This is a genomic window from Bacteroidetes Order II. bacterium, from assembly GCA_016788705.1.
In the GTDB taxonomy this organism is placed as follows: domain Bacteria; phylum Bacteroidota; class Rhodothermia; order Rhodothermales; family UBA2364; genus UBA2364.
Window position 1 is genome coordinate 279242 of the sequence record JAEUSQ010000039.1, and the last position, 26914, is coordinate 306155.

Here is a 26914-nt window from a genome sequence, read left to right on the forward strand (position 1 = left end):
TTGGTATCTTTATGTTCTGGAAATTTAATCCTTAAAACATTTAATTGTCTATGATCAGAAAATCCCTGCTCGCACTCTTCGTTTTGTTTTACACTTCGGGTGTTTTTGCGCAAAACAATGCTGCGGTCGTTTTCTTACAAATAGAACCAGACGCCCGTTTTTCTGGAATGGGAAATGCTGGCAGCGCAGTAGCCGATAACTCCAGTGCCGTTTTTTGGAACCCTGCCGGACTAGCCTCCCAAAAAAATACAGAATTTAGTTTGACCCACTCAAACTGGTTGCCCAAACTAAGTAGCGATTTGTTCTATGAATATCTTACTGGAAAATATCATGTTGAGGGCTTGGGGACCTTCGGCGCCCATGTTACGTTCCTCAACCTTGGTGAAAGTGAACGCCGCGACGAATCCAACAACCTGATTGATACTTTCCGCTCATACGATGCCGCTGCTGGGGTTTCATTCGGATTTCCGGTGAATGAACGTCTTTCGATAGGAACAGGTGCACGTATCATCTATTCCAATCTGGATAGCGGCGGTGGTAGTGTCGGAACCCAGAAGACACAGGCCGGGATATCGGCGGGTGTGGATATGGGACTACTCTACAAAGCACGTCCAATAAATTTGGGCGGCATCAAGACTTCGCTCTCTGCTGGATTTAACCTTGCCAATATGGGGCCAACCATCCAGTATTCTGATAAAGGGCAAAGCGACCCTATCCCGACCAATATTCGCCTTGGGGTAGCCAGCCGTTTCGACATTGACAACTACAACTCCATTACCTTGGTGGGGGATGCCACCAAATTGTTGGTTCATTCCGAAAAGAACGCAGATACGGGTAACTTCGAAGCTGATCCATTTTACAAGGCCATTTTTAGCTCATGGAAGCCCCTCACTGTAAATATTGCACCACAAGGGCAGCCGGAAGTATTTAAGACCCTTAGCATTGCGAACCAAATGACATGGGCCGCTGGAATGGAATACTGGTACCGCAAATTCTTCGCCATTCGTGCTGGGTATTTTTACGAACATCCGGATAACGGAAACCGGAACTTCCTTACACTTGGCGCGGGAATTCGCCAAAGTATTATTGGTGTTGATTTTTCCTACGTGATTTCTTTACAGGAAAATGGCCCCAACTCCGATACCCCCCGTTTCTCCATCATCCTGAATTTATAATCCCATAAAGAGGTCTCTATGATCTCTGGGATAAACCGAATGGTTATGGGGAGCGTGCCATCGTGCGTTCCCCTTTTTTTAAGACCTCCATGAAGTTGTATAAGCGCCTTTTTTTACCCCTCATTTTTGGCTTTTGGAGCCTCGGAGCCTCCCAGCAAATTATTGCCCAAACCTTGCGTAATCCGGCTGCAGACCTTTATCATGTGGTCGCGCTTCGTGTCGAATTTCAACCAGACACCACTCGTTTTACGACAGGTGATGGAACATTTTCCGACAAACTATGGAAGGGATTGGTGCCCAAAATAGATCCACTACCTCATGATGCAGGTTATTTCCAGGCGCATTTAACGTTTTTAGAAAATTATATCGCAAGGGTTTCGGATGGAAAAACCAGCCTTAAGACACATCTAATTCCAGAAATTGTACGAGTCTCTAAGCAAATGGGTGCTTATGCACCAACGGGCAAAACATCCGACTCGGAGGCCGAAAGACAAAAATTGGCCGCTCTGGTAAAAGAAGCTTGGCAACTTGCGGATGTTCAAAGCAGTTTCGACATCACAGGGATGGACCCCAAACGCACCCTGTTTCTACTCTTCCATGCAGGCGCCGGACGCGATATTGAACTCGTTGGCACCACCTTGCTAAAAACACCGGAAGACCTACCTTCTCTTTTTTTCAACCAGCCAGCCCTCGACAAACTAACCGGCGGTAACATCCGCTTTAAAGGCTTTGAGGTGAACCATACCGCTATCCTGCCAGAAACAGAAACCCGTTTGGGATATGATAGTTTTGCCCAAAAAAACTTTCTCGTAGAAGTTTCGATTAATGGACTCCTTGCGGCTTCGTTTCTAAACTATTTGGGGGTTCCCGATTTGTTTGACACCGTTACTGGCAAAACAGCCATCGGTTCTTTTTGTGTGATGGACGGTGAAGGTATTTTTGCCTATAATGGCCTTTTTCCGCCCGAACCTTCTGCATGGGTAAAATACTATGTAGGCTGGACAGAACCCCGCCTCCTTCTGCCGGAATACGCGAAGCCGCAAGAAGTGGTTTTAGAACAAGCAGGGGCCGCCACTACTTCTGACGTCATCAAAATTCCGTTGTCCCATACCGAATATTATTTGGTTGAAAATCGTCAACGCGATGCAGAAGGGGATGGCATTCGACTCCAAATTCGGAGACCGGATGGTCAGGTTATTACACAAGTTTTTACCAACCACGACCAAACCTTTACCAGAACAGATCAGTCAGGAATTTCAAGTGGAACGGTTGTGGGCGTGGACAATTACGACTGGGCTTTACCGGGTGGTGTGGACCGTGCCGGACATGATCGCATGGGCGGCATTTTGGTCTGGCATATAGACGAAACGGTCTTACGTGCCAAATTGGCGGATAACCGAGTGAATGTGGACGCTCAGCAACGAGGGGTTGATTTGGAGGAAGCAGACGGTGCACAAGACATTGGGGTCGCCTCTTTCCCTTGTAGCGACGAAGGAGATAACAATATACTTCGCGGCAGCTACGACGATTTTTGGTTTTTGAACAATCCCGTAAATTGTGTGATTGATGCTGCCGCAAAACCAATTGGTCAATACAGGAATGAACTTGGTCCAAGCACTTTCCCCAATACCAATACCAATTCCGGCGCCAAGACAGGGGTTCAGCTGTTTGACTTTTCGGCAACGGGCGCCCAAATGGGCTTTAAGGTCAGCCGGAAGAAGGTACCTACTTATCTGGAGAACAGGATATTACCCAATTCCGTTTCGCTCAAAACAACCCAATTGACCTCGGCACCTGTAAAAGCCATGCTAAATGGCCAGACATGGACGCTAACGCCCCAGATGGATACCAAACGTTATACCTGGATGAAGGACAATTCAACCGGAAAAACGTTTGATCCCGCGCAGTACTTGTCAGGAACCACAACGATCAATGGATTCCCTATTCTGACGAACATTGGCCCCCAAGAATCTCTGGTGGCACTCACCACCGTAGATAAGTACTTACTTGGTTTCAATACCGAAGGCGCCATGGCTGAGGGCTTCCCTATTGTACTGCCCAGTTCCTCCATCCACCAACCATTAGTCATTCGGTTCAAGGCTCAACAGAAAGGGACTGTCATTATTGCGGGTACCGACGGCAACCTGTATGGTTTTGATTTAGACCGAGGCGGTAAACCACATCCCGATTTTCCCCTTGCTGCGGGTGGCACGTTTTCACATCATCCAAAAGCAGACCTTGAAGGAATTTATATCAAGAATGGTACAACAGACGGCCAATTTTGGCGTTGGGATACAGGATACATTTCTTCAATTTTATGGGGTGAGTTGTTTTATGATGCACAAAACAGTAATACCATCACACTTACAAGTATGTCACTCCCCGCTTTTGAAGAACTGCTTATCTCGAAGGAAACATATAATTGGCCCAATCCTGTCCGAAAAGGCACTACACACTTGCGTCTTGCTTGCACAGAGACCTGTGACGTAAGTATTCTTATCACCGATTTGGCAGGACAAAAGATCGCTGTTTTTGATTTGAAAAACATCCCCGCACAAATACCATACGAAACAAACTGGTCGGCCTCTGTTCCAAATGGGGTGTATTTGGCAAAGGTTAAAGCCAGCAGTACCAATAGAACCGAGTATAAAATCATTCAAATTGCAGTGGTAAAACAATAATACCTATGAAGTACTTCCTCTTTTTTTTACTTTGCTTTTTGACCTTTCCCATACAAGCCCAAAAAAATCCCGATCTGGTTGTAGAATTGGCCCAGATTGCAGAACCATTACCCTTGATATCTTCGAAGAAACAGCTTACGACTGCCTATATGGCTTCTTTACTCAATACAGCACTCCCGGTTGTTGCCTATCAAGTGCTGAGCCAAAAAATAGACTCCGACGCCCTGATCTGGATTCCTCTATATGCTATGAGTGTGGGACCATCCGGCGGGCATCTTTATACAAGAGATTGGAAGCGTGTAGGCATTGGTTCGGCCAGCCGTCTCGTAGGTACTGCTATGGTCATTTCCACTGCCTTCCTATGTTTTGAGTCAGGTTGTACGGGTCATGAAAAAACGAGGCAAACCTTTATACAGATAATAGGAGGCGTCATGTACATCGGTGGATTGGCCTACAGCCTCGCCACCACTCCAAAATCTGTAATATCTTATAATCTCCGTCATGAGCAAAAAGTCAAATTGGCGTTGGCACTTTTACCGGATAATACGCAAAAGCCTCATCTTGGCATCTCTATGTATGTTAGTTTTTAAAATTATTTTGCCAAAATAAGGATTTAATTTTTTGTTTCAACTGTAATAAATCTATATCGCCTATAAATTATTTGGTAATCAATGGATCACGTTATTTATTTCTATTTTCCTCAATAAAAACGCTGCCCAATGAAAGTCATTATTTACCTTATTCCCTTTCTGACAACCCTTTTATATGGGCAAGTATCTAATTTAGCAAAACCCCTTTTGCCCAATCAATCGCTGTTGTATCAAGATCAAACCGACACCACAAGTAATGGTTTTGACAAAAAAAACTACCGTACAGCCCTAAGGTGGTCTATCGCCAATTCAGTCATTCCTTTTGTTTCTGCGCCACTTGCACAGGCATTGCTTCGTTCCGACAAGGCACTATTACTCAGTTTTTATGGACTTGTTATCGGTCCATCTGGAGGCCACCTTTACACACAAGACTGGAAGCGCACCCTCGTCGGGTCGGGTATTCGGTATGCAGGTGGTCGGATACTGCTTAGAGGCCTTTTTGCTTGCTGGGAACCCGGCTGTACAAAATATGAAGAAAAAGCATCCCAAAGGAGAGGGATCGTTGGATTGCTTATTTATGAAGTAGGCATTGGTTACACCTTATACACGCTTACGAAATCGGTGGAAACTTTTAACACGCGCTACACCAAACGCAATGCTATCGCTGTCTTACCTATCCTGATAGAAAAGCCCTATTTTTTGACGGGTATGCGAGAATACATGCCAGCACTAAACCTGCAAATTGGATTTTAACTATGATGAAATACTTTATAATCGGTTTATTCAATCCCTTAGCACTCTGGGCGCAACCTGTTTCACAAAATCAATCGGCTGAAATAAAGCAGTTATGGCGCCAAGTTGCTATCCATACAATGGTTCCAACAGGGGTTGGAAGCGCCTTTTTATTTAAGGGTTATGAAAGGGATCATCATTTAATTGAAAACATGGGATTGGCCGTATCTTTGTATGGCTTGCTCATTGGCCCCTCTGTTGGACAAATTAGGGTTCAAGACCTTCGTGCTGCTGCAACATTTACTGTAGGCCGTATCGGAGTGGGCGCAGCCTCTTTAGCCCTTTCGCACCGATACCAAAAAAATGGACTTTGTAACAAGCCGACAAGCGACTTTGATGACCCTTGCGATTTCATTGGGTGGACTGGCGCAGCTTCTGTTACGGTTTTAGCACTTTGGGATGTCTTGTCTGCCACACGAAAACTACAAAATGGACAAATACCCCAGCCACGTGGCCGAGAAAGGCTCAGTTTAAGTCCTCGATTACTTTCCACCGGTTCAAAATTAGTACCGGGCACAACGATACAACTACGATTCTAATGACCCGTATCCGGCTAATCCACATTCTCTCCAAAAAACCAGACAACTTCTGGACTATTGTTGTCCTTTTGTGCGCTTTTTGTCTCCCTGTACATGCGCAAGACTGGCCTTCCGAACAGACCTTTAACCGCGCTGGCCTCCGGTGGCACACCTTAGAAACCGAGCATTTTCGCATACATTTCCATACCGACGCAAACGGAAAAGGGAGTACACGAACGGCTGCGGTAGTTGCCCGCATCGCAGAGGAAATCTATGGCCCCATCACCCACTTATACCAACACACACCAGACAGTAAAGTGGATTTTGTGCTGAAAGACTATGAGGATTATTCCAATGGCGCGGCCTATTTTTTCGACAATAAAATTGAGATTTGGGCGCCCGCCCTCGAATCGCCGTTAAGGGGGGATCATCATTGGCTTCGCAATGTCATCACCCACGAATTTACACATATTGTGCAGGTTCAGAAGACCATGCGAACGACACGAAAGACACCCATTTTCTTTTTTCAATATCTTGGGTACGAAAAAGTGCGACGTCCTGATGTCTTATATGGCTATCCCAATATTGTGGCTTCTTATCCCGTCCCTGTGATGAACAATCCGGCTTGGTTTGCCGAGGGTACCGCCCAATTTCAGCGTTCAGGCTTACATTATGAAACCTGGGACAGCCACCGCGACATGCTCCTACGTACCCAGATTTTAGGGAATAAAGCGTTTTCCTTGTCCGAGATGGGTTCTTTCCTTTCCAAAAACAGCCTTGGCCGCGAGAGTGTCTATAATCATGGTTTTGCTTTTACACAATACTTGGCCAACCGATTTGGCGAAGACGTGCTACGGCTTATTTCGGAAGCATTGGCCAAACACTGGAATATGGAAAAAGCATTGGCGTCCGCGACGGGTATTCCGGGCAAAAAACTTCATGCAGAATGGATGTCAGCCATGAAAACGGCTTATGATACCTCCACCATCGAGATCCGTCAAAAAATGGTTGACGGGCACACGATAGAAGACGGTGGCTTTTTCAATTTCCACCCCCGATGGTCGCCCGATGGCAAAAAAGTGGCTTACCTCTCTAATAAGGGATATGATTTTAGTGCAACCGCCCTCTATATCCTGGATTTGGAGACCAACCTAACGACGGCTTTTCCGGTAGAAGGGCTGCAAAACCGATATTTTGAACAAACATGCTCGCATGGACACAAATTGCAAGCGGGTATCTCCGGTGCTTTTGACTGGTTTCCTGATGGTAAACGCCTGGTTTTGGCCAAAGTGAGGGATACCGCTCAAGGTAATTTATTCTCTGATTTATATGAATTGGATATTGCTTCAAAAAAAACAAAACGACTCACTCGTAACCTCCGTGCAGCCGGCCCCAGCCTGAATAGTAATGGCACTGAATTGGTTTTTATCCAGCAACAAGACGGAACGACCAATCTAATACGACGTGCGGAAACGGGCCTCATACAACCTGTCACCCAATTTTCGGGCGGTGAACAGGTCTTGGATGCCCACTGGTCTGGTGAATGGATTTATTTCACCATGAGCCAAGGAGGAAATCCTGACCTCTTCCGTATCAAACCGGATGGATCTTCACTTACCAAGGTTTATGAATCCCCTCACGATGACCGAAATGTCAGGGTTTCGGAAGATGATTTGTACTTTTCGTCTGATGCAAGCGGTATTTTCAACCTATATCGTCTTTCACTTAAGGAAAAAAATGCCAAACCCGTTCCTATAACCAATGTCTTGGGCGGAGCTTTTATGCCGGACGTACATGCTTCTGGGCAACTCCTTTTTGCCCGATACGAAGCCGAAGGCTATAAAATTGCCCGTATTGTACAACCCGAAGTGGTTTCTGTACCAATGTACCAAACTCCAGCAACCCTTGCAAAAAAATCAGTCTATCAAGATGCCGATTGGGCAACCCTCAACGCCGCAAACGATCGTGCGATTCCAGCCTTGGTCCCGGGCACGCCTGAGGTCACTTCCTATGAACCAACATTTAGCCGCATTGGGTTCATTCCTGTCCTTCGCATGGATGATTACAATAGCCCAGCCCGATCCATAGATGCTACCCTACAACGCTCTGGAACCGAAGAGTTGCTACGCACCACCAAGATTGGGGTTATGATGACTTCTCGTGAAGTATTGGAAGGTGTAAACCTTTATGCCAGTGCCTTGGTTGCCCCAGCCTCCATAGAGGCCGAAACCGTCCGAGATTTTCTGGTTCCAAGCCGCCTCCGACGATTGGAACGGGATATACAAATGCAATTAGAATACAACCGTGGGGTTTCTTTCCTCCCCAAAGCCTGGGGGCCTAAACTTTCGTTAGATGTTTTTAATATTCAACGGATTGTTCCAAATGGGCTTACCATCGAAGAATTCCCTTGTACGGCTTGTTTTCCAGAAAAAAGCTATGCAGACCTCACTTATACCCTCTGGGAAGTAGCACTGAATGCCCGTTCAAAGTTTTCGCGCAATTTTTCGGCACTCGCTGGTTATAAAATTAGTCCTTTTAATGTTCGAACCGAATCCTTCTACTCCCGCGAATACCAACAGACCATTGGCGCATCCTCCAGTCGGTACTTTATGGGACGCGGCCTAACAGTCCAAGGTTTTTTTGAGGCCCGAAAACCAAGCCAGCATGACCATTTCTTGCCCGAAGGAATCCGAGCCTCACTCACGTTTGAACACCAACCTGGTCAATTATTAGACCGTTACGACATTCAAAATAATACGTTGGTTCCTATTTATAAGTCCTACAAAATCAATCGCTTAACCTTTGATACTAAATATGGCCTTGCGTTGGGCAAAATAAACCGATCTACACATGGCCTCGAAGCACGCCTCCGAGTAAGTGGGATCGTAGGAAAAGAAGTGGATGATTTTTTCAACGACTACGTAGGAGGTTTAATCGGGGCACGCGGGTACCCCTTCTATGCGGTGGGTGGAAACCAAGCAGCATGGGCACAAGTATCCTATCAATTCCCCATTATTTCCCGATTTACCAATCAATGGGGCTTCCTATCACCTGATCGGCTCTATGGCCGGGTTTATGCAGATGCAGCCATGGGATGGTCGGATAACCGCCCAGCATGGAACCAAATTCGAAAAGATGCCGGCGCAGAATTAAGGTTAAGTTTGGGTTCTTTTTACCTATTTCCAACGGCACTCTTTGTCGGTACGACCTACGGCTTCAACCAATTTGATTATCAACTCAAAAATCGGCTCACCACCGTGGAAGGGAATACATTTGTAACCTATGGGCGGCAATGGCTTTGGCATTTTGGCGTCCTTTTTAGCTTCGACTTATGAAATACTTGTCTTTCTTTTGCATCAACATTCTTTTTTTTACTCCTGTTTATGCCCAACATCGCGATCTACAAACCGATTTGTTACAGAATCTACTTCCAGAGGTGGCTTATGTGTCTCCCACCCTTCTTATTCCCGCAGCTACACATAAGCCAAAACATGTAGCGATCGCTTTTTTGGCATCGGCGGTGGTTCCGGGAGCAGGTCAAGTTTACAATCGGCAATTTGTAAAATCTGGGGTGTTTTTTGGAGCAGAAATCACCTCGATTGTCCTCCAACAGAAATGGCAGCAAGAAGGAAATCAGCAATATGCGTTGGTCAAACAAACCGCACATCGGGGCTGGAGCATCATCCGATATGCCGAGTGGTTGAATAAATTTTCCGGGTATGCAGGACCTAAAATCCCCATTTCCTCTACGATTCGCCAAATAGACCTCACCAACCCGGCCAAATGGACCGACTCCGAGCGTCAAACCGTGCGGGAACTCTTCAATGCCGTACGAGCCGCCGAAGATCAGTCCAAAAACCCGAAAACGGGTGCTGCATTCTCTCATAAAATCCCCTTCTTTGGCGAACAACAATACTATGAACTGGTAGGTAAATATTATCAATATAGCCCCGGATGGCCCGATTACAACGGTGCGGACGATCCAGATGAGAAAGTGGAGGGGGTTTACGTGAATGCATCGGCTCAATTTTTAGCCTATGCCCAATCTCATGGGGCTTCGCAAGCCCAATTACGAAAAGCCTCACGTACCAGTACGTTGATTGTTTTAAATCATTTTATATCGGCTTTTGAAGCAGGTATCTCTGCACGCCTTCACAATCGTAAAATTTCTGCCACACCCGTTGCCATGTTTACCGATTCCGGAGACTGGGTACCCGCACTCACCATGTCTTTTAAGTGGTAACTATTTATTTACTTCCGTTATGTGAAAATTCCCCCTGCCACATACCAGTAAGGGCCAAAAGATTAAACTGGTTACCTATGCCCATTTGGTATTATTTGCAAATGGACACATTTCTTCTTATCATCTTTTTTCACCTCACCTTGAAAAGTAGTTCATACAGCCTTTCAGCGCGAAGGTGCTAACATTCATTCCAATCTACACTCTCAATGAAAACAAGCGTACCACTCTTCCTTCTTTTCATTTTGGTCGTGCCACTACAAGCACAATGGTACGAAGAAAAGGACGAAACACCAGGCCTCTCTTTTATTGGCGGAACAAGCAACAAGGTCATGTTTGACAACGAAGATGGGACTTTTTACACTGATATGCGAGCTTTTCAAGCCGGAATTGCCAAGGCGACCTTTCGATTTCATGGACATGCACAAGCCAGCAAAATGCTACTCATCACCCATCAGACTGCAAAAGCACAATACCATGATGGGTACAAATCGCTCACCATGACCAATGCGGAAGCCCATTTTCTTGGCGCTCTTTCATTGGGTCATTTGATTTTTGCAGGTGTCGAAGGAGGTATTTATCTCGCTGTTCCACTTGTGGTTAATGGCGAAACAGTACGAACAAGTGTACCTGCTTTTAGTAAAGCATACGAACGTCCCTACTTTTATCAGGGATTTATTGGGGGTGGAACGGTTGGCCTAAAAGTGGGTGGGGTGATTGTTGCTGCACACGGAAGGGTTAATATACCCTTTATAAAGATTTATAAACCCCAACCAGAAGTTGAAGACGGTACCAAGATCACTCCTCAACTCCTTAGGGCGGAAATGTTGCTGTTTTCCATTACGATTAAAGGACGAGAGTAAATCACAACAACTTCAGGCGTGCTTCCTTTCCGCAAAGTCCAAAAATCGGCTGGCGATGGCTTGGTTCAGTGCAGGCGAGTTGCCCCAAGCGCGGTTATTGGCAATAATGTGCAAAACCTTCGATTGTCCAATTGCCTGATACGCCAAGGCCGTTGCTTCATTAACCATTGCAAAGGCTCCAGCCGTCTGGGAAAGTTCCGGAACCGCCTTCTCGAAAGGGTACGCCAACCGGAATGCCTCGGCATAATTCATTTTGAGTGGGGTAAGCAACCGAAGTACGGCCTGACCATCTGCGGCAGAAAACGCACGGCCACAACGATCCCATTGTTCGCGAATAGGGGGCAAATATGTCCAATGACTAAAGACAAATCCAATCCCACGACGATGCAACAGATCAAAATAAGGGGGTAACAAAAGGTGTTCTGAACGAATTTCGATGTGGTGCTGCACGTCATCCGGCACGTCTCGAAAAAACGCATCTAACTCAGCAATAAACGTTCCCGGCAATGGTGCTTCTGATTTTCTTTGATATTCCTGTTGCAACAATACGCCTGCAATCCGATCGCCAAGCAAGTCCATCAATGGCGCTAAAAACATTTTTACATACCCTAATGCGTCTAAATAAAATGGATTCTTTTCGTACATCACAGGCCCACCTTTCCGCGACCGCCGGATGATACGAGCAAAAAATTGTTGCGGTGCTTTTACCAAAAAACGGGCTTCGGGTGGTGCATGTTCAATGTATTGTAATAAGTTATAATATACCGCTGTGGGCTTTCCATCTGGTTCTAAAATGGCACGATAAAACGTAAAATCCGTTTCTAATGTAGAAAAGTGCTGAAAATAATCAGTGACTGAGGCGATAGGAAGGGTACGCTCGGTAAAACTTCCGGTATCCAATTTTTTGGTACGTGTTTCTACTTGGTCCTGCCATATTTCGGGATAAATTTGTCCAATCCATGCCGCATAACGGTCGCTCGCCGTTCCAAATTTCAGGTTGGGATGGACGTCATTCAGTTTATACTGCAAAACTTCGGCACGTCTTTCGGAAAGATCACGATACATTAATTACGATTTTAAATTCCTTTGTAAATTGTCTCGCTATAAGCCAATAAATACATCACTTTTTGCGCTCCCGCCACCCATAAGTGTAGGCTCCTTGATGTCAATCTCGATATCAATGGCTACACAAGGATTGTGCATGGAAAATAAGAAGAAAAGTGGCTATTAGAAATATTAAACAAGAAAACGATAGGCGATTTTCCTTTTTTACCATTCATCAGTCGAAGATCGTCCATAAATTTAGCCTTGTCCAAGAAAGTTACTTTTGCAAGTAGAAGCGCAAATAAAAGATTTGATTGAACCTATTTGAAAATGGTAGCCATAAGGTTGCCGTTTTGTATTTTGTGCGGTTGTGGAGCGGTGGAGCATGGTGCAGCGGCGTGGCGTTCAAAAAAAGTAACGCTACACCCTACTAAACAAGTCATACTAAAGTAATAGACCGAGTAAAATGTTTCTCTGAAGAAAAAGTGTGCCCTAAACTACTAACATTTTTCCGACATCAAGGCATCGGATTTGATGTATATATAAAGCGAAATAGACAATTTTTATTATAAATTAATTTATTATTAATAGGTGAAAGTCATTCGATTGCGGTAAAAGTAGATAGTGTGCCTCATAAATGCCACATTGATGACCATATTGAGCGACTGAAAAAGTTACAAAAATCGCCAAGCTGTGCAGTGAAGGGTTCAACCATGTATGGCGCGGTTGCGGGTATGATCGTGAAGGACGAAGTAGAGCAATATGCCACCAAGAAAGGTTTTTATCTAATCAAAACGAAGAATTAAAATGTAAAAATTAGCAATCAACCTGACTTCAAGCCTGCAAAACGGGAAATACTGAACGATAAAGCCTAAACCTAAAAACGGTAACCACTTGGTTGCCGCTTTTTATAAGGTAACGAGTCGAGGTTTTATACATACCAACTCTTACGAAAAACCTTGCTTAGCCTCCATATTATTTTCGGATTGATTTTTCCCCCATTGTTTTGGCAGTCAAAAATACACCAATGATAATAAACATGTAAAATCCGATAAAGCGCCAAGCAAAAAGTGTGGGTGCAACATAGGCGGCTCCCAATAACGGTGTCATAAAAACCGTATAGGCTGCCTCAATACCACCTGCACCACCCGGTGTAGGCATAATGATATAGCTTAGTAAAATGGCCATTGCACGGAAAATAATTTGAACCGGATTGTACACCTCGGTAATACTCATCACCACAAACAATAGTAGAAAATAACGACATACCCATAAAGAGGCCGTCATCAATACGCCTTTGACAAAAAACATCGGCTTTTCTTTGCGGATAATGGCGGCACGGGCTTGTAAAGACTCCATTTCGCGATCTGCACGCGCTTTAAAACGGCTTAAAAAAGGCAGGGAAAACAACTTAAGTACTAACCATTCCAAAATTTGAGGCCGTACCAAGGTGGCGTAGGCAAAAATGGCTGCCCAACTCATAATAACCAAGAAATACAACGAAATGGCGCCTTCCCCAATGCTCCCAACAGAAGCCGGAATGATCTCTACAAACATTGAAGCGCCCAACATAATCAGGATCGAAACCGCAAACCAGATCTGATCCAACAACATCAAGAACATCATAATACCCGATGCTTCACCCAATGGGATCCGCTGGTCTTTGTTCATATACAACGCAGCAAAAGGGGTTCCTCCGATTACCGAAGGTGTGATATTGGCATAAAAATCCCATACCAATTGGGTGCGAAGTGCCGGCACAAATGGGATGCGGCCATGTGAAACATATTTAATGCGAAAGGCACCGATTACGACCCGCAATGAAACGGTTAAAAGAGCGGCGATTAACAATCCAGGCTTAAAAACCTTTGCCAAATTTGCCCACATGCCGGGCACATACGTAAGCCAAGTGACAATCCCAAAGGCAAAAGCACTAACGAGCAACGGAATGAGCAGGTTTCGGGCATTCACTTTATAGGCACGGACCTCTTCCGAAACGATGGAAGGTACTTCGACTGGTGCTGTTTCTGATGTTTTCAAGGATCTTATGAGACGTCAAAAAGGTTGATGAGAATGAAAAAACACAAAAATATACGGCATCATACCCTTCGCATGTTCATCCATGTACCACAATCCACCAAGCATCCACATTAGAGAGTCTCCATTCCGAAAACCCAGCCTTCAACGTCGTACCCATCTTCGTCATGATTTGGGTTGGTTTTGGGGGTACAAAGCAAGTATTTTAGAAAAATCCTATCAAAAACAGACCTCCAACCTAAGAACATGAAAAAAATTGCCGGAAACCTTCTTGCCACAGATCACCACTTTGGATTGGTGGTATCGCGCTTTAACCACTTTATCACCGATAAACTACTCGAAGGGGCATTAGACGTTTTAGAGCGTCATGGTGCAGCTTCAGAAAACCTGACCATAGCCCACTGTCCGGGCGCCTATGAAATTCCATTAGTGGCGCAACAAATGGCCAAAACCAACAAATTCGATGCTATTATTTGTTTGGGGGCAGTCATCCGAGGTGCAACCTCCCATTACGACTTGGTCGCTGGACAATCAGCACAAATTGGACATGTCTCCCTAAATACGGGTGTCCCCATTCTGTTCGGTGTCATCACTACCGAGAGCATTGAACAAGCCATTGAACGGGCTGGGACAAAAGCCGGGAACAAAGGGGCCGAAGCTGCAGTTTCTGCCATCGAAATGGTCAACCTTTTAAAGGAAATAAACGCGCTTTCTTAAAAACCTTAAACCTTTCCGCTGATTGTAATTGGTTACGCCCTGAATTTTTATCACGATTCCCTTCCATTAGGGTTTTAACCAATGAAACATATTCTTATGCGCATTTTCGCTTTTCTTAAAAAGTGCCTTTTGCTATTAGGCCTTCTTACTCCCCATACTTTTGCACAAATTGGTTCATGGCAAGCCCATACTGCCATGCGGCAAATCAATGATCTTGCAGATGCAGGAACAGAAATCTGGGCAGCTACTCAAGGCGGGGTTTTTGGGTACAATGTCTCTACAGGTGAAATCCGGAGAATCACAACCATAGAGGGCCTCCACGCCCTAAATCCGACGACCATTACATACGACGACCGCAGAAAAGCGCTGTGGCTTGGTTATGAAGACGGCGCATTAGACCGGTACGACCTTGCCAGCAAAAATGTACGTACCTTCAGAGACATTGCCCGTGCCACCCAATTCACCGATCGTTCCATTGGACGCATCAAAATACAAGGGGACTCTGTTTTGGTGGCCACAGCATTCGGTATGGTCATTTTTGATGCCCAGAAAAACGAAATACGTGATTCCTATACCCAATTTGGCAATCTTTCATCCGGCATCAGGGTCTATGACATGATGGTTCATCCATTGCCCGATGGCAGAAATGGGTTTTGGATTGCCCTCGAGCGTGGAGTGGCCTATGCCCCAATGAGCAGTGTCAACCTTCGGGAGCCGCTTCAGTGGGTACTAGACCAACGCCTCCAAAATGTCACTAGTATAGGAAAATTAGGCTCAATCGTTTTTATTGGAACCAAAATGGATGGTTACGCCTTAGGTGCGACGGAGTGGGAACGCCAAGGATTTATTACAGGAGAGGTTCGCAGAATCACCTATTCCGACGATAGCATGATAGTGACCACCCCATTTTGGTTGGTAGTGGTACGTAAGAATGGGCAACGCACGCTGGTCAGTTACAGCGACTATTTTAATCTAGGCGCCGGAATTGCAATGGCTGACGGCTCCTTATGGAGCGGCGACCGGTCTGCGGGTCTTGCGCAGTTTTCTTCCATACCGCCTGCCGGTAGTACCAATGAAAAACCAACACGGGTTGTTATACCCAATGGGCCTTATTGGCAACTCTTTGCTGATTTGGAAAGCGATGCACAAGGAAATATTTATGCATCGGCATTTGCAGATCTAAAAGGGACTGTATATAAATTATCGTCCAATGCCATTTGGGAAACATATCCGAATACCGCTGTTCCCGACCTTAAAGGTAAGACATCCTTTGACCGCGTACACGTAGATGCTTTGGGAAACATTTGGACGGCCTCTTCGAGAATCGGCGTAGGCCTTCTTCAGATTCAGAAGAATGGTCAGACCACCCTATACAACGATACGAATAGCTCGCTAAGGGCGATTCCGAATCTGCCCGGCGACGTCCGTGTCGCTGGGATGTCTTCCGAGAAGGACGGAACTTTGTGGCTTTCCAATTTCTTAACCACCCCACGTCTTCATGTAAGAACGCCCAATGGTCAGTGGACGGGACTGAATGAGTTTTATGATCAATCAGGACAACGGATTGAAGGGGACTTTACCCGTGTTTTTGTAGATTCTTTTGGCAAAAAATGGGTACTCCTCTTCTATGAGGGCGGTATAATGGTCATGGACACCAAAAATACCCCCGCCAATACTGCCGATGACAAAATTCGATATTGGACGGGCAAACGTTCCGACGGCAAAGGACTGCCCTCTGCACAAGTGCGTGCAATTTGTGAAGACAAAAAAGGTGGTATCTGGATCGGCACGAGCCGAGGTCTTACGGTTTTTGTGTTTGGGAATCTTGCCACCGACTCCGACCCGAACTGGCCTTCACGGGATGGGGCCTATGTATTGCGCGAGGTATTCGTCAATGATATGGCTGTTGATGCCGCAAACCGTTTGTGGATTGCCACCACCGAGGGGGTCTGGGTAATGAATGCCGAGACCTATGAGGTACTGCACCATTATACCAAAGACAACTCCCCACTTTTTACAGATAATATTTCTGCATTGGCCATAGACGACAATTCCGGACGCATTTACTTTGCAACCGATCTTGGTGTACTCAGTATCCAAAGTGATGCTGCTAAACCACAGGCCGTTTTGTCCGAACTGCGTATTCATCCCATACTTGCAAAAGCCGAGGGTGGCGTATTACCCAATATCTATATTGAAAACCTCACCGATGAAAATGAAATCAGGATTCTTAATACCGCAGGGACCCACATCAAACAGTTCAATGGATATGGGGGACGTGTGGCCTGGAATGGTCGAGATGATGCTGGTAACCTGGTTCCATCGGGGGTGTATTTTATCGTTGCACGAAACAATAACAGCGGTGAACGCACCATTGGTAAAGTAGCTATTGTGCGTTAAGGGATTTTATTTGCTAAAAAAACGGTGAAACCAGCTTAAAATTGGTGGCCATACTTGAATCACCAACTTAAATTACCTAACTTCATTTCTCTACAAAAAAATGGAGGGTGTAGCTCAGCAGGTTAGAGCGCAAGATTGTGGCTCTTGAGGCCGTGGGTTCGAACCCCATCATCCTCCCCATTTTAGAGATGTCCAGTTCGTCTAGCGGTCAGGACTCCGCCCTTTCACGGCGGCAACACGGGTTCGATTCCCGTACTGGATACCGAAGCGCCCCAAAGGCGCTTTTTTTTTACGTTTTACCAGAACGAATGTTTTCAGGTCTATTGCTTTGCTGGCTGAAGGGTGGCAGATCAATTTTACAACTTTCCATAACACGCAAGTTTTTACGTTTTATGCCTCTTTAATCTCAAGAACAAAAAAGGCTTGTTGGTGCAAGAAAAGGCCGCTTTGTGTTGTATCCAACAACCGGACTGGAAATTGATTAAAAAACTTGTACCAGTCCGCAACCGTGCGGAAATGTAAGAACGCTTCTTGGTGTTTCATCAATCCGCCAGACCGCAAGCGATTGGCTAAGGTATCCAGAAACGTGAGTTGTCGTAGATCCCACTCAGTTTGATAGACGGATTCTATAATCAAAATGCGCTTGCGGGTAACCCGGACGGCTTCATGAAAAACTTGTGTTTGATTCTCGCAATGGTGAAGCACAAAAGACAAAACGGTAACATCAAAGGCATCATCCGGAAATGGCAGACGATGCCCGTCGTATCGTAAGAATGGCATTTGGGTACGGTTAAAATCTACAACATCTGCTAAAGAAACCTCGGCCTGTCGGTCTTGACGGATCCATTCACCCAGATACCCTTCCCCACACCCCAAATCCAATACCTGTAAGGGCAGATCCGATGATAAGACAGGAAAACCATTTCGGATTTTCGCATATTTTCCGCCCGCTCGTGAAAAGTGAACCCGCTGCAACAACCCTTTCAGGGGTAAGAGCAGCAACAATACCAGCCAGCCGCCCCAGCCCACAATCACCCAAGGCCATTGATTTTCTGTCAGATAGAAGAAATAATTACCCGTCATCATCCCACCCAACCAAATCCAGTGCCAAGGAGGAAGCGGGGCTTCTTGAAGCTGAACCGGAGTTTCGGCATGTTGATCACGAAAGCCTACATCAACCAATAACGGAATCATCGCCAAAAGCCCTAATAAATACCAAGGATGTACCGTAGTCGCTGTAAGAAGAAACACCCCAATAAAGAGGTAAAACAGGGCGGGTAATGATTTCCGTTTCATGATATCCCCTACCCAGATTACGCTGATCGTAAAGAAAAATACCATTTGTAGAAAAGGCCCCAAAGCCTTGCTTTCCTCATGCCCCATGATCTGGCGGCCCCACTCTTTCAACCAATAATACAACCCCGCCCCGAACTCAAATTGTTGGGTGTATAAATTTAAAGAGGTTCGAATATTTGTAAAGAAATCGGGATGATAATAAGGAATCAAGCAAATCAATCCTGTTAATAGTGGAATCCAAAAATAACGCCATCCGGTTCGGTTCAAAACAAACGGAATAAGCAATAATGGATATAACTTGGTCCACATTGCCAACGCAATAAAAACAAGTGCCCATTTGGGTCGGTTGATCTGTAAGGCCCAGATGGTCCCAACTAACCAAGTCACCAACATCGCTTCGTTATGCGGCTGCCCGGCCACCTCCATCAATACCAAGGGATTCCATGCATAAAGGATCAAAGACCGAGCCTGCACCATACGAGAAAGTAAAAACACGCCAACAAACTCTATACCTACGAAAACCACTTTGATGGCCCAATACGAAACCACCGAACCAAACGGATAAAAAATGGCGCCCACGCCAAATACCACCTGCGAAACGGGAGGATAAACCGTGAAATAATCTGCCGAATTTAGGCTTAGGTACAAATCAGTATTGTGTAGTGCCCCTAAGGCCGGATCATTGGGCCGAAATACAAATGGATTTATGCCTTTCCACTGCAATAAACCATCCCATATATAACGAAATCCATCGTCCGAGAGCGAAGGCAATACAGGTAGCAATACCAAGCGATACAAGATGGCATAGACGAGGACCGTTCGCATTGTCCAGTCTTGCCCGCGCCACCACGCGAAGGCCATTAGAAGTGTTCCGGCCCACGATGCATAGATAAAAACAGGAAGCGTGGCCTCGGAGCCCACAAACCACGCCATTGCACTGGTTACAACAAGTATAAGGACGGGCAATATATGGGACATAAGGAAAAAATTGTAACCAAACAATAGGTAACAAACACGGTCGAGACCCCTTTATTCCATCATTGAGGAGCGAGTGTTTATTTACCTCAAAAGCGCCACCGAATCTGGACGTTTACATCCCTTAAACGGTTTCCTTCCACTTCATCAAGACCGGAACTCACCGTTTTCCGGTGTTCATACCGCGTCGCTCCATATTTAAGCCAGAGGTCAATACCGGAAAGAGGCGAACATTTTAGCAGAACATATGCCCTTTGCCCTATACCGGAAAAGGATGGGTTGGAAAGCACGTACAAGGCGTCATTTTCGAAGGAATAGACACGGGCATCGTAGTTATCGGTCTGAAATACCGCAAACCGGACATCCATTTGTACCTTGGGTGTCACTATCCAGCGGGCATCTTGGTACATTAAGAAGCCAAATGCCGATGGTTGCTGATCAAACTGATAATGGCTAACATCCAAACGTGTGCGGGTGCGCAAGGTTTTACTAAAATCGTATTCTAGATGCAAACGGGCGGTCTGGCGATTTTGTGGCGCCACACCTGGTAAAAGTTGGTTTCTACCTATTCCAATTTTTGTGGCTTCTTCTTTGGTTTCGGTCTTGAATTGCACATAAGAACGGAGCCATCGTCTGGGTTGATAATCTACTTTAACCAAAGCCTCGTACCCTTTTGTGGGGCGATAAATATTATACCGCAACCACGGAAACTCGAATTGGTCAAAATAGGCAGAGGCGGTCCAGTTTCGGTTTAATCGGATTTTAAGGCCCGTATAAATGCCTTTTTCATTATTGGTTTCACCTGCTCTCTCACCAAAAGCATAGCCATATAAGCTATTAAATTGGGGTGCAAAATTTCGTGCCAAAACCAAGGTTTCCACTCCTGGACTCATTCTAAAAAAGATCCCTCCCAGCCCGCCAAATGTTCCATCTCCATCTCGGCTTAACTCCCCAAAGCCATAGATTTTCCCAATCGTTTGATTAAAATAAAGGCTAAATTGTGTAGTTTCTTTTCCAGTAAATGCAAAATATTGGTATGCATTGTCTTTTGTTGCAAAGGGCTGATCAAATAAGACATAATAGCCCGTTGCCCCTACCATGCCTTTTTTGTATTTCCACTCCAGCGCACCGCCCAATGTTTTTTCATTCAGCGTTCCTTTTTTCTCCAGCTCCGACTCGGTCCGATGGTATCCAGTGTCATAAATCGAAAAAACCTCACGTTCTTCGTCCGAGAGAGAATCCGGCACCACAGAGGCATCACGGTCTCGGATGGAGCCAAAGGCAGACAAATTGAGGGTTGGCGAAAGTGCAATGGTCGCACCAACTCCTCGAAAGAACCGATTTTCATCCGTGGAGCTATAGGGCAACACGCCGCCCCCACGTCGGATAATCGAACGTGTGGTCTCGGTCCCTTTACCAAAACCGGAGCCTCGCCATTGCGCTACCCCTTGCCCAAAAGCAGTCACAAAATCTCCAATCACCAACGAACGAATCCGGCCCATATTGCGAATGGCCACGTGGCCTGCCAAGAAGTCATACCCCAATATTTTCTGATTCGGATCCCATTGAAACGCTTCTCCAGGGTCTTTGTCGGCCGTAAGGGCAATGCTCACATTCCGGCGATATGTGGCTTTAAACCGGGTGACCATTCGATACGGACTTCCCAGATAGCGGGTTCCGGTTTTTTCGGGGTCATACCCCGGCCCAAGATCTAAACGGCGGCTAGCACGTTGAATAATATCATACCGCATTCCTTGGGTTATGGTTTGGAAAGAGGGGACCAGTGGGTATTTGGGCGGCGTTTTCCGTCGGGTTTCCAAGACTTCACCAATGGTGATGTAGGGCCTGATGTTTAACAAAATCTCCGCACTTAGCCCGGGCACATTCCGCAATTCAGGAATGGAACTAAACGGACCATTAACATCTCGATACGAAACAATCGCTTGTGCAAGTACAGCACCCAAATACGGAATCTGGGCAAAATCTGCAGCAGACGCGGAATTGATTTCTAGCGGGTTTTCCTGTAGTTCCGTTAGGATTTCCAGCAAACCTTCCTGAATGCCTTCTGCATCGTTTGCATCTTCCAGTACCGATTCTACATCGGGATCCACCTGGGTGGTATCTCGGTCTTGGGCCCAGCTTTGTGCCGTAAACGTAAAGCAAACCATCCCTAATAAGGTCATTTTCCTAAAAGGGGGCGAAAGTATGACATTGATGATCCACATATTTACGAAGGTTAAGCATCCAGACAAATCAGAACCCCACCGAAAAAGCAACAGAAGGGGTCCAACCTAATGTTTCATGTCGTTCAAAAGCAGCATCCGCTCCCAAACGCCCAGCCTTGAACCCAACACCAGCCGCATATCGCACAGGCGCCGTAGAAAACCCAGAACGTAAGGTGAGTGATTTAACCGGACTGTATTCAAAGCCACCACGCACCGAAACGGGAAAACGGACATCTTTTTCAGCATCTAATAAAAAACGGACATCCGGCAGGGGTTTATATGCCAGACCTACGGCCAAGTTACGGGGCAACTCCTCCCCATTGGTATATGTCGCTTTGTTTAGGTTAGATATTCTAAAACCTATCATTGTACGATCGGTTAAGGCAGTCAATCCACCAATTCCGACGGAAAACGCGCTGCCATTGCCATAATTGGAGATGTTGAGCATGTGGTACTGAGCCGTTGCACCAAGGTAAAATTTTCGTTTAGAGCCAAATCCAAAACCGCGTGCAGCATGTAGCCGAAATTGGGTTTCCCGAAATGCCTCGAACCCAAACGACCCGACATTTAGCCCCAGAGACAAGGCATTCATTGGAAGACTGACGGTTAAAAGCCCATGACGAAGTTCTGCCATACCAAAGCCCTGTGCCGCAGAAAAAGAGACCTGCCTTAGGGCAGACTCACCCAAAGCGGCAGGATTCAATAGGCCGGAAGTTTCGCCTACCAATGCCACCCCAGCCCCCCCTACACCAAGGCTACGAACGGGAGCGGTCAAGGGTTGGGCAGGCAAAACTGCGGGTAAGAGGAACAACAGCCACAGTGCAGGCGTTTGAAAAAAGGTTTCACACAAAGTTTTGGATTTCATATTGGCCTCCTTCTATACCTTAAAGATACTTCCCTAATTTATGAAGTTTGGGCTACCATTCACACAAATTCATGATCTCTACGACCATTAAGGGCCCGACACAATGTACCAAAAAATCTGTCTGCTAAAAAATTCCATCTTTTTTTTTACGGCAACTCTCTTTCTGTTGCCAATAACCGCATTACAGGCGCAAGAACTTCGTTGTAGCGTCTCGGTTAATTATAACCTACTTCAAGGAAATGATTTCACCTTTCTGCGCGATATACAGTCCACATTGGAACAATACATCAATGACCGGGTGTGGACCGAAGACCGCTTCGAGAAAGATGAGCGTATCTCTTGTTCCTTCGGACTTACTTTTACCAAAGCACAAGGTATTGATAGATTTGAAGTTACCTTAGATGTAACGGCAAGCAGGCCCGTTTATCAATCGTCCACCGAAACCACTTCCCTTAAATTGGTGGACAATGCTTGGGCGTTTTCTTATGTGCCCAATCAAGCCATTGTTTTCGACCCAAACCGTTTTGACCCTTTGGCCTCCGTCATAGATTATTATGCTTTTTTGATTCTCGGTTTTGATTATGACTCGTTTTCAGAACAAGGGGGGACGCCCTTTTTTGAAAAAGCCCGCCGAATTGTCGAACTCGCCCAAACGCAGGGTGGATCCGGATGGCAATATGGAGGCACTGAACGTACACGGGGTGTGCTGATTCAGGAATTACTGGATCCCCGCATGAAGCCCTTACGTCAGGCATCGTTCGATTACCACCATCATGGTTTAGACCATTTCCTTCAAAACCCCAATTCGTCTCGCCAACGGGTATTGGAAACCCTCAGCCAATTAGAACAACTCAGTCAAGAGAGTACCCGAAAGCATACTTTCGAGTTGTTCTTTGCGATGAAGTCGCAAGAATTGGTTTCGATCTTTGAAAATTCCCCCTTTTCGAGTCGAGCATACAGTATCTTACTCAAGGTTGATTCCGGACGATCGAATACCTATGACCGATTAACGGCCAACTAATTCAACCCGTTAACCACCCTTTTTTCACATTCTCATGCGACTGAAATCCATCCATGTTGTGCTGGTCTTCTTCGCCTGCATCACATCTGCATTTGCCCAAATCCGTGACCCTTTTGATGTACTCAACCTCACGGCAGGCGAATCTGTTACCCTTCCCATTTCGGATTTATACTATCTGACCCGTTACAAACCTACGTTCTCCCCGCCTAAGGGTATCCGAGTAACGGTTGACAACCGCCAACGGGTAACCTTTTCCGCAACCGAAGAGGCTGAAGGCTTCCGAACAATTTCTTTCCGCGAAGGCAGTTATCGCTACGACTTGCCTGTGCGTGTTACGATCAAGCCTCAGCGAACGTTTTATTTTAAGCCTGTGAATAAGCCTCAGAAAATTACTTTATTCGGCTCGTTCAATGGCTGGAATCGAGACACCCTCCCCCTGACTGATCCAGAAGGGGATGGCACGTTTTCTTGTACCGTCTCCTTAGACCCCGGTAGCTACGAATATAAGTTTTTTGTGGATGGAGAAGAGGTACTGGATCCGGAAAACCCAGAAAAGGCCCCCAATGGATTTGGCGGATTCAATTCTGTTCTTCGCGTACAACCACGTCACAACACCAAAACGTTTCTTCATTTTGGCACATGGCGAAAGACCGCCACTGGCTCCCAATTTAGCTTCCTCTATGAACGTGCAGGCGATCCCATCCCGCTTCAGAAACAACATGTGGTGGCACTTTTAGACAATCGCCAGTTATCCGCCACACAAATCAGCATCAACGATCATACGGTCATCCTTCAAATTCCCAATGATGACATCGAGACGAATCAATTATTGCGAATCGCCATAACCCAAGATGGCCTCAGTACGCCCGTTAAAGAGGTGTTTCTACACTTCGGAAAGCCCCGAAACAACGAAAGCCCATTTATTTGGCAAGATGCGACCCTCTATTCCCTAATGATAGACCGTTTTAAGGACGGAGACCCCGGCAACAACCGCCCTGTCATTGGCGACTCGTTGCATCCAGAGGTTAATTATATGGGAGGCGATCTGAAAGGTGTCCTCCAAAAATTAGAGTCGGGTTATTTTGACCAACTTGGCGTCAATGTATTATGGCTTTCGCCCGTTGTGGACAATGCAGAAGGTACTTGGGGTAAGTCGGCGATTAGTGGCTCTAAGTTCACGGCTTATCATGGATACTGGCCGACCAATTTAGAAAAAGTGGAAGATCGGTTTGGTACGTTATCTCTTCTCCGGACGGTTGTGCAAAAAGCACACGCAAAAGGAATGAAAGTTATTTTGGACTTTGTGGCCCACCACGTCCACCAAAATCACCCTTGGGTCAAACAAAATCCGACATGGTTTGGCCATTTATATCTTCCTGATGGACGTAAAAACATTGAACTTTGGGACGAACAACGCCTCACCACATGGTTCGACACATTTTTACCCACATTCAATTACCTCAACAGCCCTGAAGCCATCGAAGCCGTTGCCGAAAATGCCATGTTCTGGATCCGAGAATCGGGTGTGGATGGGTTCCGTCAGGACGCAGTGAAACATGTTCCAAACGAATTTTGGCGGGCACTTACCCGTAAAATCCGGGCTTATGAAATTGTTTCTGGAAAGCGGCTGTTCCAGATCGGCGAAACATTTGGAAGTTACGACCTCATCAAGTCCTATGTTAACCGTGGTCAATTGGATGCCCAGTTCAACTTTAACCTTTTTTATCGGGCCCGTTCTATTTTCTTGACCCCAAGTGCAGAATTTAGCCTACTCGCGGCAGAATTGGAAGCCACCCAAGCCATGTATGGCTCCAATCACCTCATGGGTAATCTTATGGATAGCCACGACCAAGTACGATATATGGCTTATGCGGATGGAGACCTGAAATTAGATGCCGACGATGCCGGACGACGTGCTTGGTTTGATCAACCCCAGGCCGATCATGCAGAAAGTTTTCGCAAGGTTGCGCTTTATATGGCCTACATGATGGCAATTCCGGGACTTCCCACGATATATTATGGGGACGAAATTGGAATAAGTGGCTCCAGTGACCCTGATAACCGTCGCATGATGCGTTTTGCCCCCCAACTGAATGCATCCGAAGCACAGCTACTTAAGGAAATCCAACAAATCTCTAACCTTCGCCGCCAATTACCAGCCCTGCGTTATGGCGATTTCCTTCCCATCAAAGCCGAACAGGGTCTTTTTGCTTTTCTCCGTTCCGATTATAACCAACGGGTCTTGGTTGTCCTAAACAAGCAGGATCACGCCCAAGAAGTTCGGCTCTCCTTGCCAAGCGTACATCGCCTGATACGGGCACAAGAACTCCTAACGGGTACTATAATTAATCTACAAAACCAAGAAATGCTCACCACCCTACCAGCTCATGGGGCTGCATTTTTTGTATTGGAGTAGGCGCTATTCACGGCAGGACAAAAAGTTTTATGCCAACATAATGGGGCATATATACTTTACAATATTGAAATCGAAGCAATAAAGTCTTAGTCTATGCTAAAATAATCCATAGACTGATACGAACCAGATTTGAGTTTTTGATATTGCATCAACACATCATTTACCAACGAAGAGGCACCGAAACGGAACCAATTGGGGCTTAACCAAGCATCTCCGAGGGTTTCTTTCACCATTACCAAGTAATGCCATGCTTCCTTGGCGGTACGAATACCACCAGCAGGCTTCATCCCAATCATGCTGCCAGTTTTGAGGAAATGATCTCGGATGGTCTCCAACATCACCAGTGTTACAGGCATGGTGGCAGCAGGTTGTACTTTACCCGTAGAGGTTTTAATAAAATCCGCTCCGGCATCAATTGCAATTTGTGAGGCTTTCCGTACCAGATCCAAGGTTTGTAGTTCACCCGTTTCCAGAATAACCTTTAGGTGTGCCGGCCCACACGCTTCTTTAAATGCAGCCACTTCGTCGAAGACATAGGCGTATTCTCCCGCAAGCAAGGCCCCACGCGAGATCACCATGTCTATCTCATCTGCTCCAGCAGAAACGGTTTGTCGCACTTCTTGCGTTCTGATATTTAAAAAAGACTGGCCACTGGGAAACGCTGTGGCTACGGCAGCAACCAATACGCCACTGTCTCCCACCGCTTCTTTTGCGATGGAAACCATCGTCGGGTACACACAAACTGCGGCGGTATGAGGCAAGTCGTGCCCAACCAAGGGCTGAATCGCCTTCCGACACATCATACGAACTTTACCCGCCGTATCCATACCCTCCAAGGTAGTAAGGTCGCACATTGAAAGCGCCATTCGGAGTGCGGCTTCTTTCGATTCGTTCTTAATGCTCCGCGTTTTAAATGAAGCAGCGCGGGATTCTGCTGCAATTTGATCTACTGAGGGAATACGGGGAAGTTGATACATACTTTTTTTCTGAATGATACGGGAATTTGACGCCAAATGCAACGATCCCATAGCAGGGAAACCGAAGCGATTTCGTACCTTA

General features: G+C 46.1%; 18 protein-coding genes and 2 tRNA genes. 14 read left to right on the forward strand and 6 right to left on the reverse strand.

Annotated elements, in window-relative coordinates; all coding sequences use genetic code 11:
• Positions 1 to 50: 50 nt before the first annotated feature.
• From porV to JNN12_10975, 8 genes are all read left to right on the forward strand, one after another.
• Positions 51 to 1175: a type IX secretion system outer membrane channel protein PorV gene (gene porV, locus JNN12_10940; protein ID MBL7978846.1), complete on the forward strand. Its 1125-nt coding sequence runs from the start codon at positions 51 to 53 to the stop codon at positions 1173 to 1175.
• An 89-nt stretch (positions 1176 to 1264) separates the two neighbouring features.
• Entirely contained in the window at positions 1265 to 3856 is a 2592-nt protein-coding gene (locus tag JNN12_10945) for a hypothetical protein (protein MBL7978847.1), read from the forward strand.
• Between the two features lie 5 nt (positions 3857 to 3861).
• Entirely contained in the window at positions 3862 to 4446 is a 585-nt protein-coding gene (locus JNN12_10950; protein MBL7978848.1) for a hypothetical protein, read from the forward strand.
• A gap of 129 nt (positions 4447 to 4575) precedes the next feature.
• Entirely contained in the window at positions 4576 to 5199 is a 624-nt protein-coding gene (locus JNN12_10955; GenBank protein ID MBL7978849.1) for a hypothetical protein, read from the forward strand.
• Between the two features lie 2 nt (positions 5200 to 5201).
• Positions 5202 to 5777: a hypothetical protein gene (locus tag JNN12_10960; GenBank protein ID MBL7978850.1), complete on the forward strand. Its 576-nt coding sequence runs from the start codon at positions 5202 to 5204 to the stop codon at positions 5775 to 5777.
• Positions 5777 to 9091 (forward strand): PD40 domain-containing protein, encoded by a 3315-nt coding sequence (locus JNN12_10965; protein MBL7978851.1) that lies wholly within the window; start codon positions 5777 to 5779, stop codon positions 9089 to 9091. The genes JNN12_10960 and JNN12_10965 overlap by 1 nt, the downstream gene beginning before the upstream one ends.
• Positions 9092 to 9168: 77 nt before the next feature.
• Positions 9169 to 9999: a hypothetical protein gene (locus JNN12_10970; GenBank protein MBL7978852.1), complete on the forward strand. Its 831-nt coding sequence runs from the start codon at positions 9169 to 9171 to the stop codon at positions 9997 to 9999.
• A gap of 206 nt (positions 10000 to 10205) precedes the next feature.
• Positions 10206 to 10859: a hypothetical protein gene (locus tag JNN12_10975; GenBank protein MBL7978853.1), complete on the forward strand. Its 654-nt coding sequence runs from the start codon at positions 10206 to 10208 to the stop codon at positions 10857 to 10859.
• Between the two features lie 12 nt (positions 10860 to 10871).
• On the opposite strand, the gene JNN12_10980 is transcribed toward JNN12_10975, so the two are convergent.
• Both JNN12_10980 and JNN12_10985 read right to left on the reverse strand, forming a co-directional pair.
• A complete protein-coding gene (locus JNN12_10980) occupies positions 10872 to 11924 on the reverse strand; it encodes a DUF72 domain-containing protein (protein MBL7978854.1) in 1053 nt (350 codons plus the stop codon).
• 954 nt (positions 11925 to 12878) lie between these two features.
• Entirely contained in the window at positions 12879 to 13943 is a 1065-nt protein-coding gene (locus tag JNN12_10985) for a flippase-like domain-containing protein (GenBank protein ID MBL7978855.1), read from the reverse strand.
• 243 nt (positions 13944 to 14186) lie between these two features.
• On the opposite strand from JNN12_10985, the gene JNN12_10990 reads away from it, so the two are divergent.
• The 4 genes from JNN12_10990 to JNN12_11005 all read left to right on the forward strand — a co-directional run bounded on the left by JNN12_10990 (position 14187) and on the right by JNN12_11005 (position 17319).
• Positions 14187 to 14657 (forward strand): 6,7-dimethyl-8-ribityllumazine synthase, encoded by a 471-nt coding sequence (locus JNN12_10990; protein MBL7978856.1) that lies wholly within the window; start codon positions 14187 to 14189, stop codon positions 14655 to 14657.
• An 81-nt stretch (positions 14658 to 14738) separates the two neighbouring features.
• Positions 14739 to 17057 (forward strand): hypothetical protein, encoded by a 2319-nt coding sequence (locus JNN12_10995; protein ID MBL7978857.1) that lies wholly within the window; start codon positions 14739 to 14741, stop codon positions 17055 to 17057.
• A 103-nt stretch (positions 17058 to 17160) separates the two neighbouring features.
• A tRNA-His gene (locus JNN12_11000) sits at positions 17161 to 17237 on the forward strand.
• Positions 17238 to 17247: 10 nt separating this feature from the next.
• Positions 17248 to 17319: transfer RNA gene (locus JNN12_11005), tRNA-Glu, on the forward strand.
• A gap of 128 nt (positions 17320 to 17447) precedes the next feature.
• Here the strand turns inward: JNN12_11005 and JNN12_11010 are convergent.
• The 3 genes from JNN12_11010 to JNN12_11020 all read right to left on the reverse strand — a co-directional run bounded on the left by JNN12_11010 (position 17448) and on the right by JNN12_11020 (position 22418).
• Entirely contained in the window at positions 17448 to 19331 is a 1884-nt protein-coding gene (locus tag JNN12_11010) for a class I SAM-dependent methyltransferase (protein MBL7978858.1), read from the reverse strand.
• A gap of 86 nt (positions 19332 to 19417) precedes the next feature.
• Entirely contained in the window at positions 19418 to 21553 is a 2136-nt protein-coding gene (locus tag JNN12_11015) for a helix-hairpin-helix domain-containing protein (GenBank protein ID MBL7978859.1), read from the reverse strand.
• A gap of 28 nt (positions 21554 to 21581) precedes the next feature.
• Positions 21582 to 22418 carry a hypothetical protein gene (locus JNN12_11020; protein ID MBL7978860.1) on the reverse strand — a complete coding sequence of 279 codons (837 nt, stop codon included), beginning with the start codon at positions 22416 to 22418 and terminating at the stop codon, positions 21582 to 21584.
• A gap of 166 nt (positions 22419 to 22584) precedes the next feature.
• On the opposite strand from JNN12_11020, the gene JNN12_11025 reads away from it, so the two are divergent.
• Complete coding sequence (locus JNN12_11025) at positions 22585 to 23439, forward strand: DUF4835 family protein (protein MBL7978861.1); 855 nt, start codon at positions 22585 to 22587, stop codon at positions 23437 to 23439.
• 34 nt (positions 23440 to 23473) lie between these two features.
• Positions 23474 to 25855, forward strand: coding sequence for an alpha-glucosidase C-terminal domain-containing protein (locus JNN12_11030; protein ID MBL7978862.1), 2382 nt, complete (start codon positions 23474 to 23476; stop codon positions 25853 to 25855).
• Between the two features lie 86 nt (positions 25856 to 25941).
• Here the strand turns inward: JNN12_11030 and deoC are convergent, their stop codons facing one another.
• On the reverse strand, positions 25942 to 26883 hold the full coding sequence (gene deoC, locus JNN12_11035) for a deoxyribose-phosphate aldolase (GenBank protein MBL7978863.1): 942 nt from the start codon (positions 26881 to 26883) through the stop codon (positions 25942 to 25944).
• Positions 26884 to 26914: the final 31 nt, after the last annotated feature.

Coding starts and splice junctions, on each gene's coding strand:
- porV (MBL7978846.1), top strand. CDS start 51: ATGATCAGAAAATCCCTGCTCGCACTCTTCGTTTTGTTTTACACTTCG.
- JNN12_10945 (MBL7978847.1), top strand. CDS start 1,265: ATGAAGTTGTATAAGCGCCTTTTTTTACCCCTCATTTTTGGCTTTTGG.
- JNN12_10950 (MBL7978848.1), top strand. CDS start 3,862: ATGAAGTACTTCCTCTTTTTTTTACTTTGCTTTTTGACCTTTCCCATA.
- JNN12_10955 (MBL7978849.1), top strand. CDS start 4,576: ATGAAAGTCATTATTTACCTTATTCCCTTTCTGACAACCCTTTTATAT.
- JNN12_10960 (MBL7978850.1), top strand. CDS start 5,202: ATGATGAAATACTTTATAATCGGTTTATTCAATCCCTTAGCACTCTGG.
- JNN12_10965 (MBL7978851.1), top strand. CDS start 5,777: ATGACCCGTATCCGGCTAATCCACATTCTCTCCAAAAAACCAGACAAC.
- JNN12_10975 (MBL7978853.1), top strand. CDS start 10,206: ATGAAAACAAGCGTACCACTCTTCCTTCTTTTCATTTTGGTCGTGCCA.
- JNN12_10980 (MBL7978854.1), bottom strand. CDS start 11,924: ATGTATCGTGATCTTTCCGAAAGACGTGCCGAAGTTTTGCAGTATAAA.
- JNN12_10990 (MBL7978856.1), top strand. CDS start 14,187: ATGAAAAAAATTGCCGGAAACCTTCTTGCCACAGATCACCACTTTGGA.
- JNN12_10995 (MBL7978857.1), top strand. CDS start 14,739: ATGAAACATATTCTTATGCGCATTTTCGCTTTTCTTAAAAAGTGCCTT.
- JNN12_11010 (MBL7978858.1), bottom strand. CDS start 19,331: ATGTCCCATATATTGCCCGTCCTTATACTTGTTGTAACCAGTGCAATG.
- JNN12_11015 (MBL7978859.1), bottom strand. CDS start 21,553: ATGTGGATCATCAATGTCATACTTTCGCCCCCTTTTAGGAAAATGACC.
- JNN12_11020 (MBL7978860.1), bottom strand. CDS start 22,418: ATGAAATCCAAAACTTTGTGTGAAACCTTTTTTCAAACGCCTGCACTG.
- JNN12_11030 (MBL7978862.1), top strand. CDS start 23,474: ATGCGACTGAAATCCATCCATGTTGTGCTGGTCTTCTTCGCCTGCATC.
- deoC (MBL7978863.1), bottom strand. CDS start 26,883: ATGGGATCGTTGCATTTGGCGTCAAATTCCCGTATCATTCAGAAAAAA.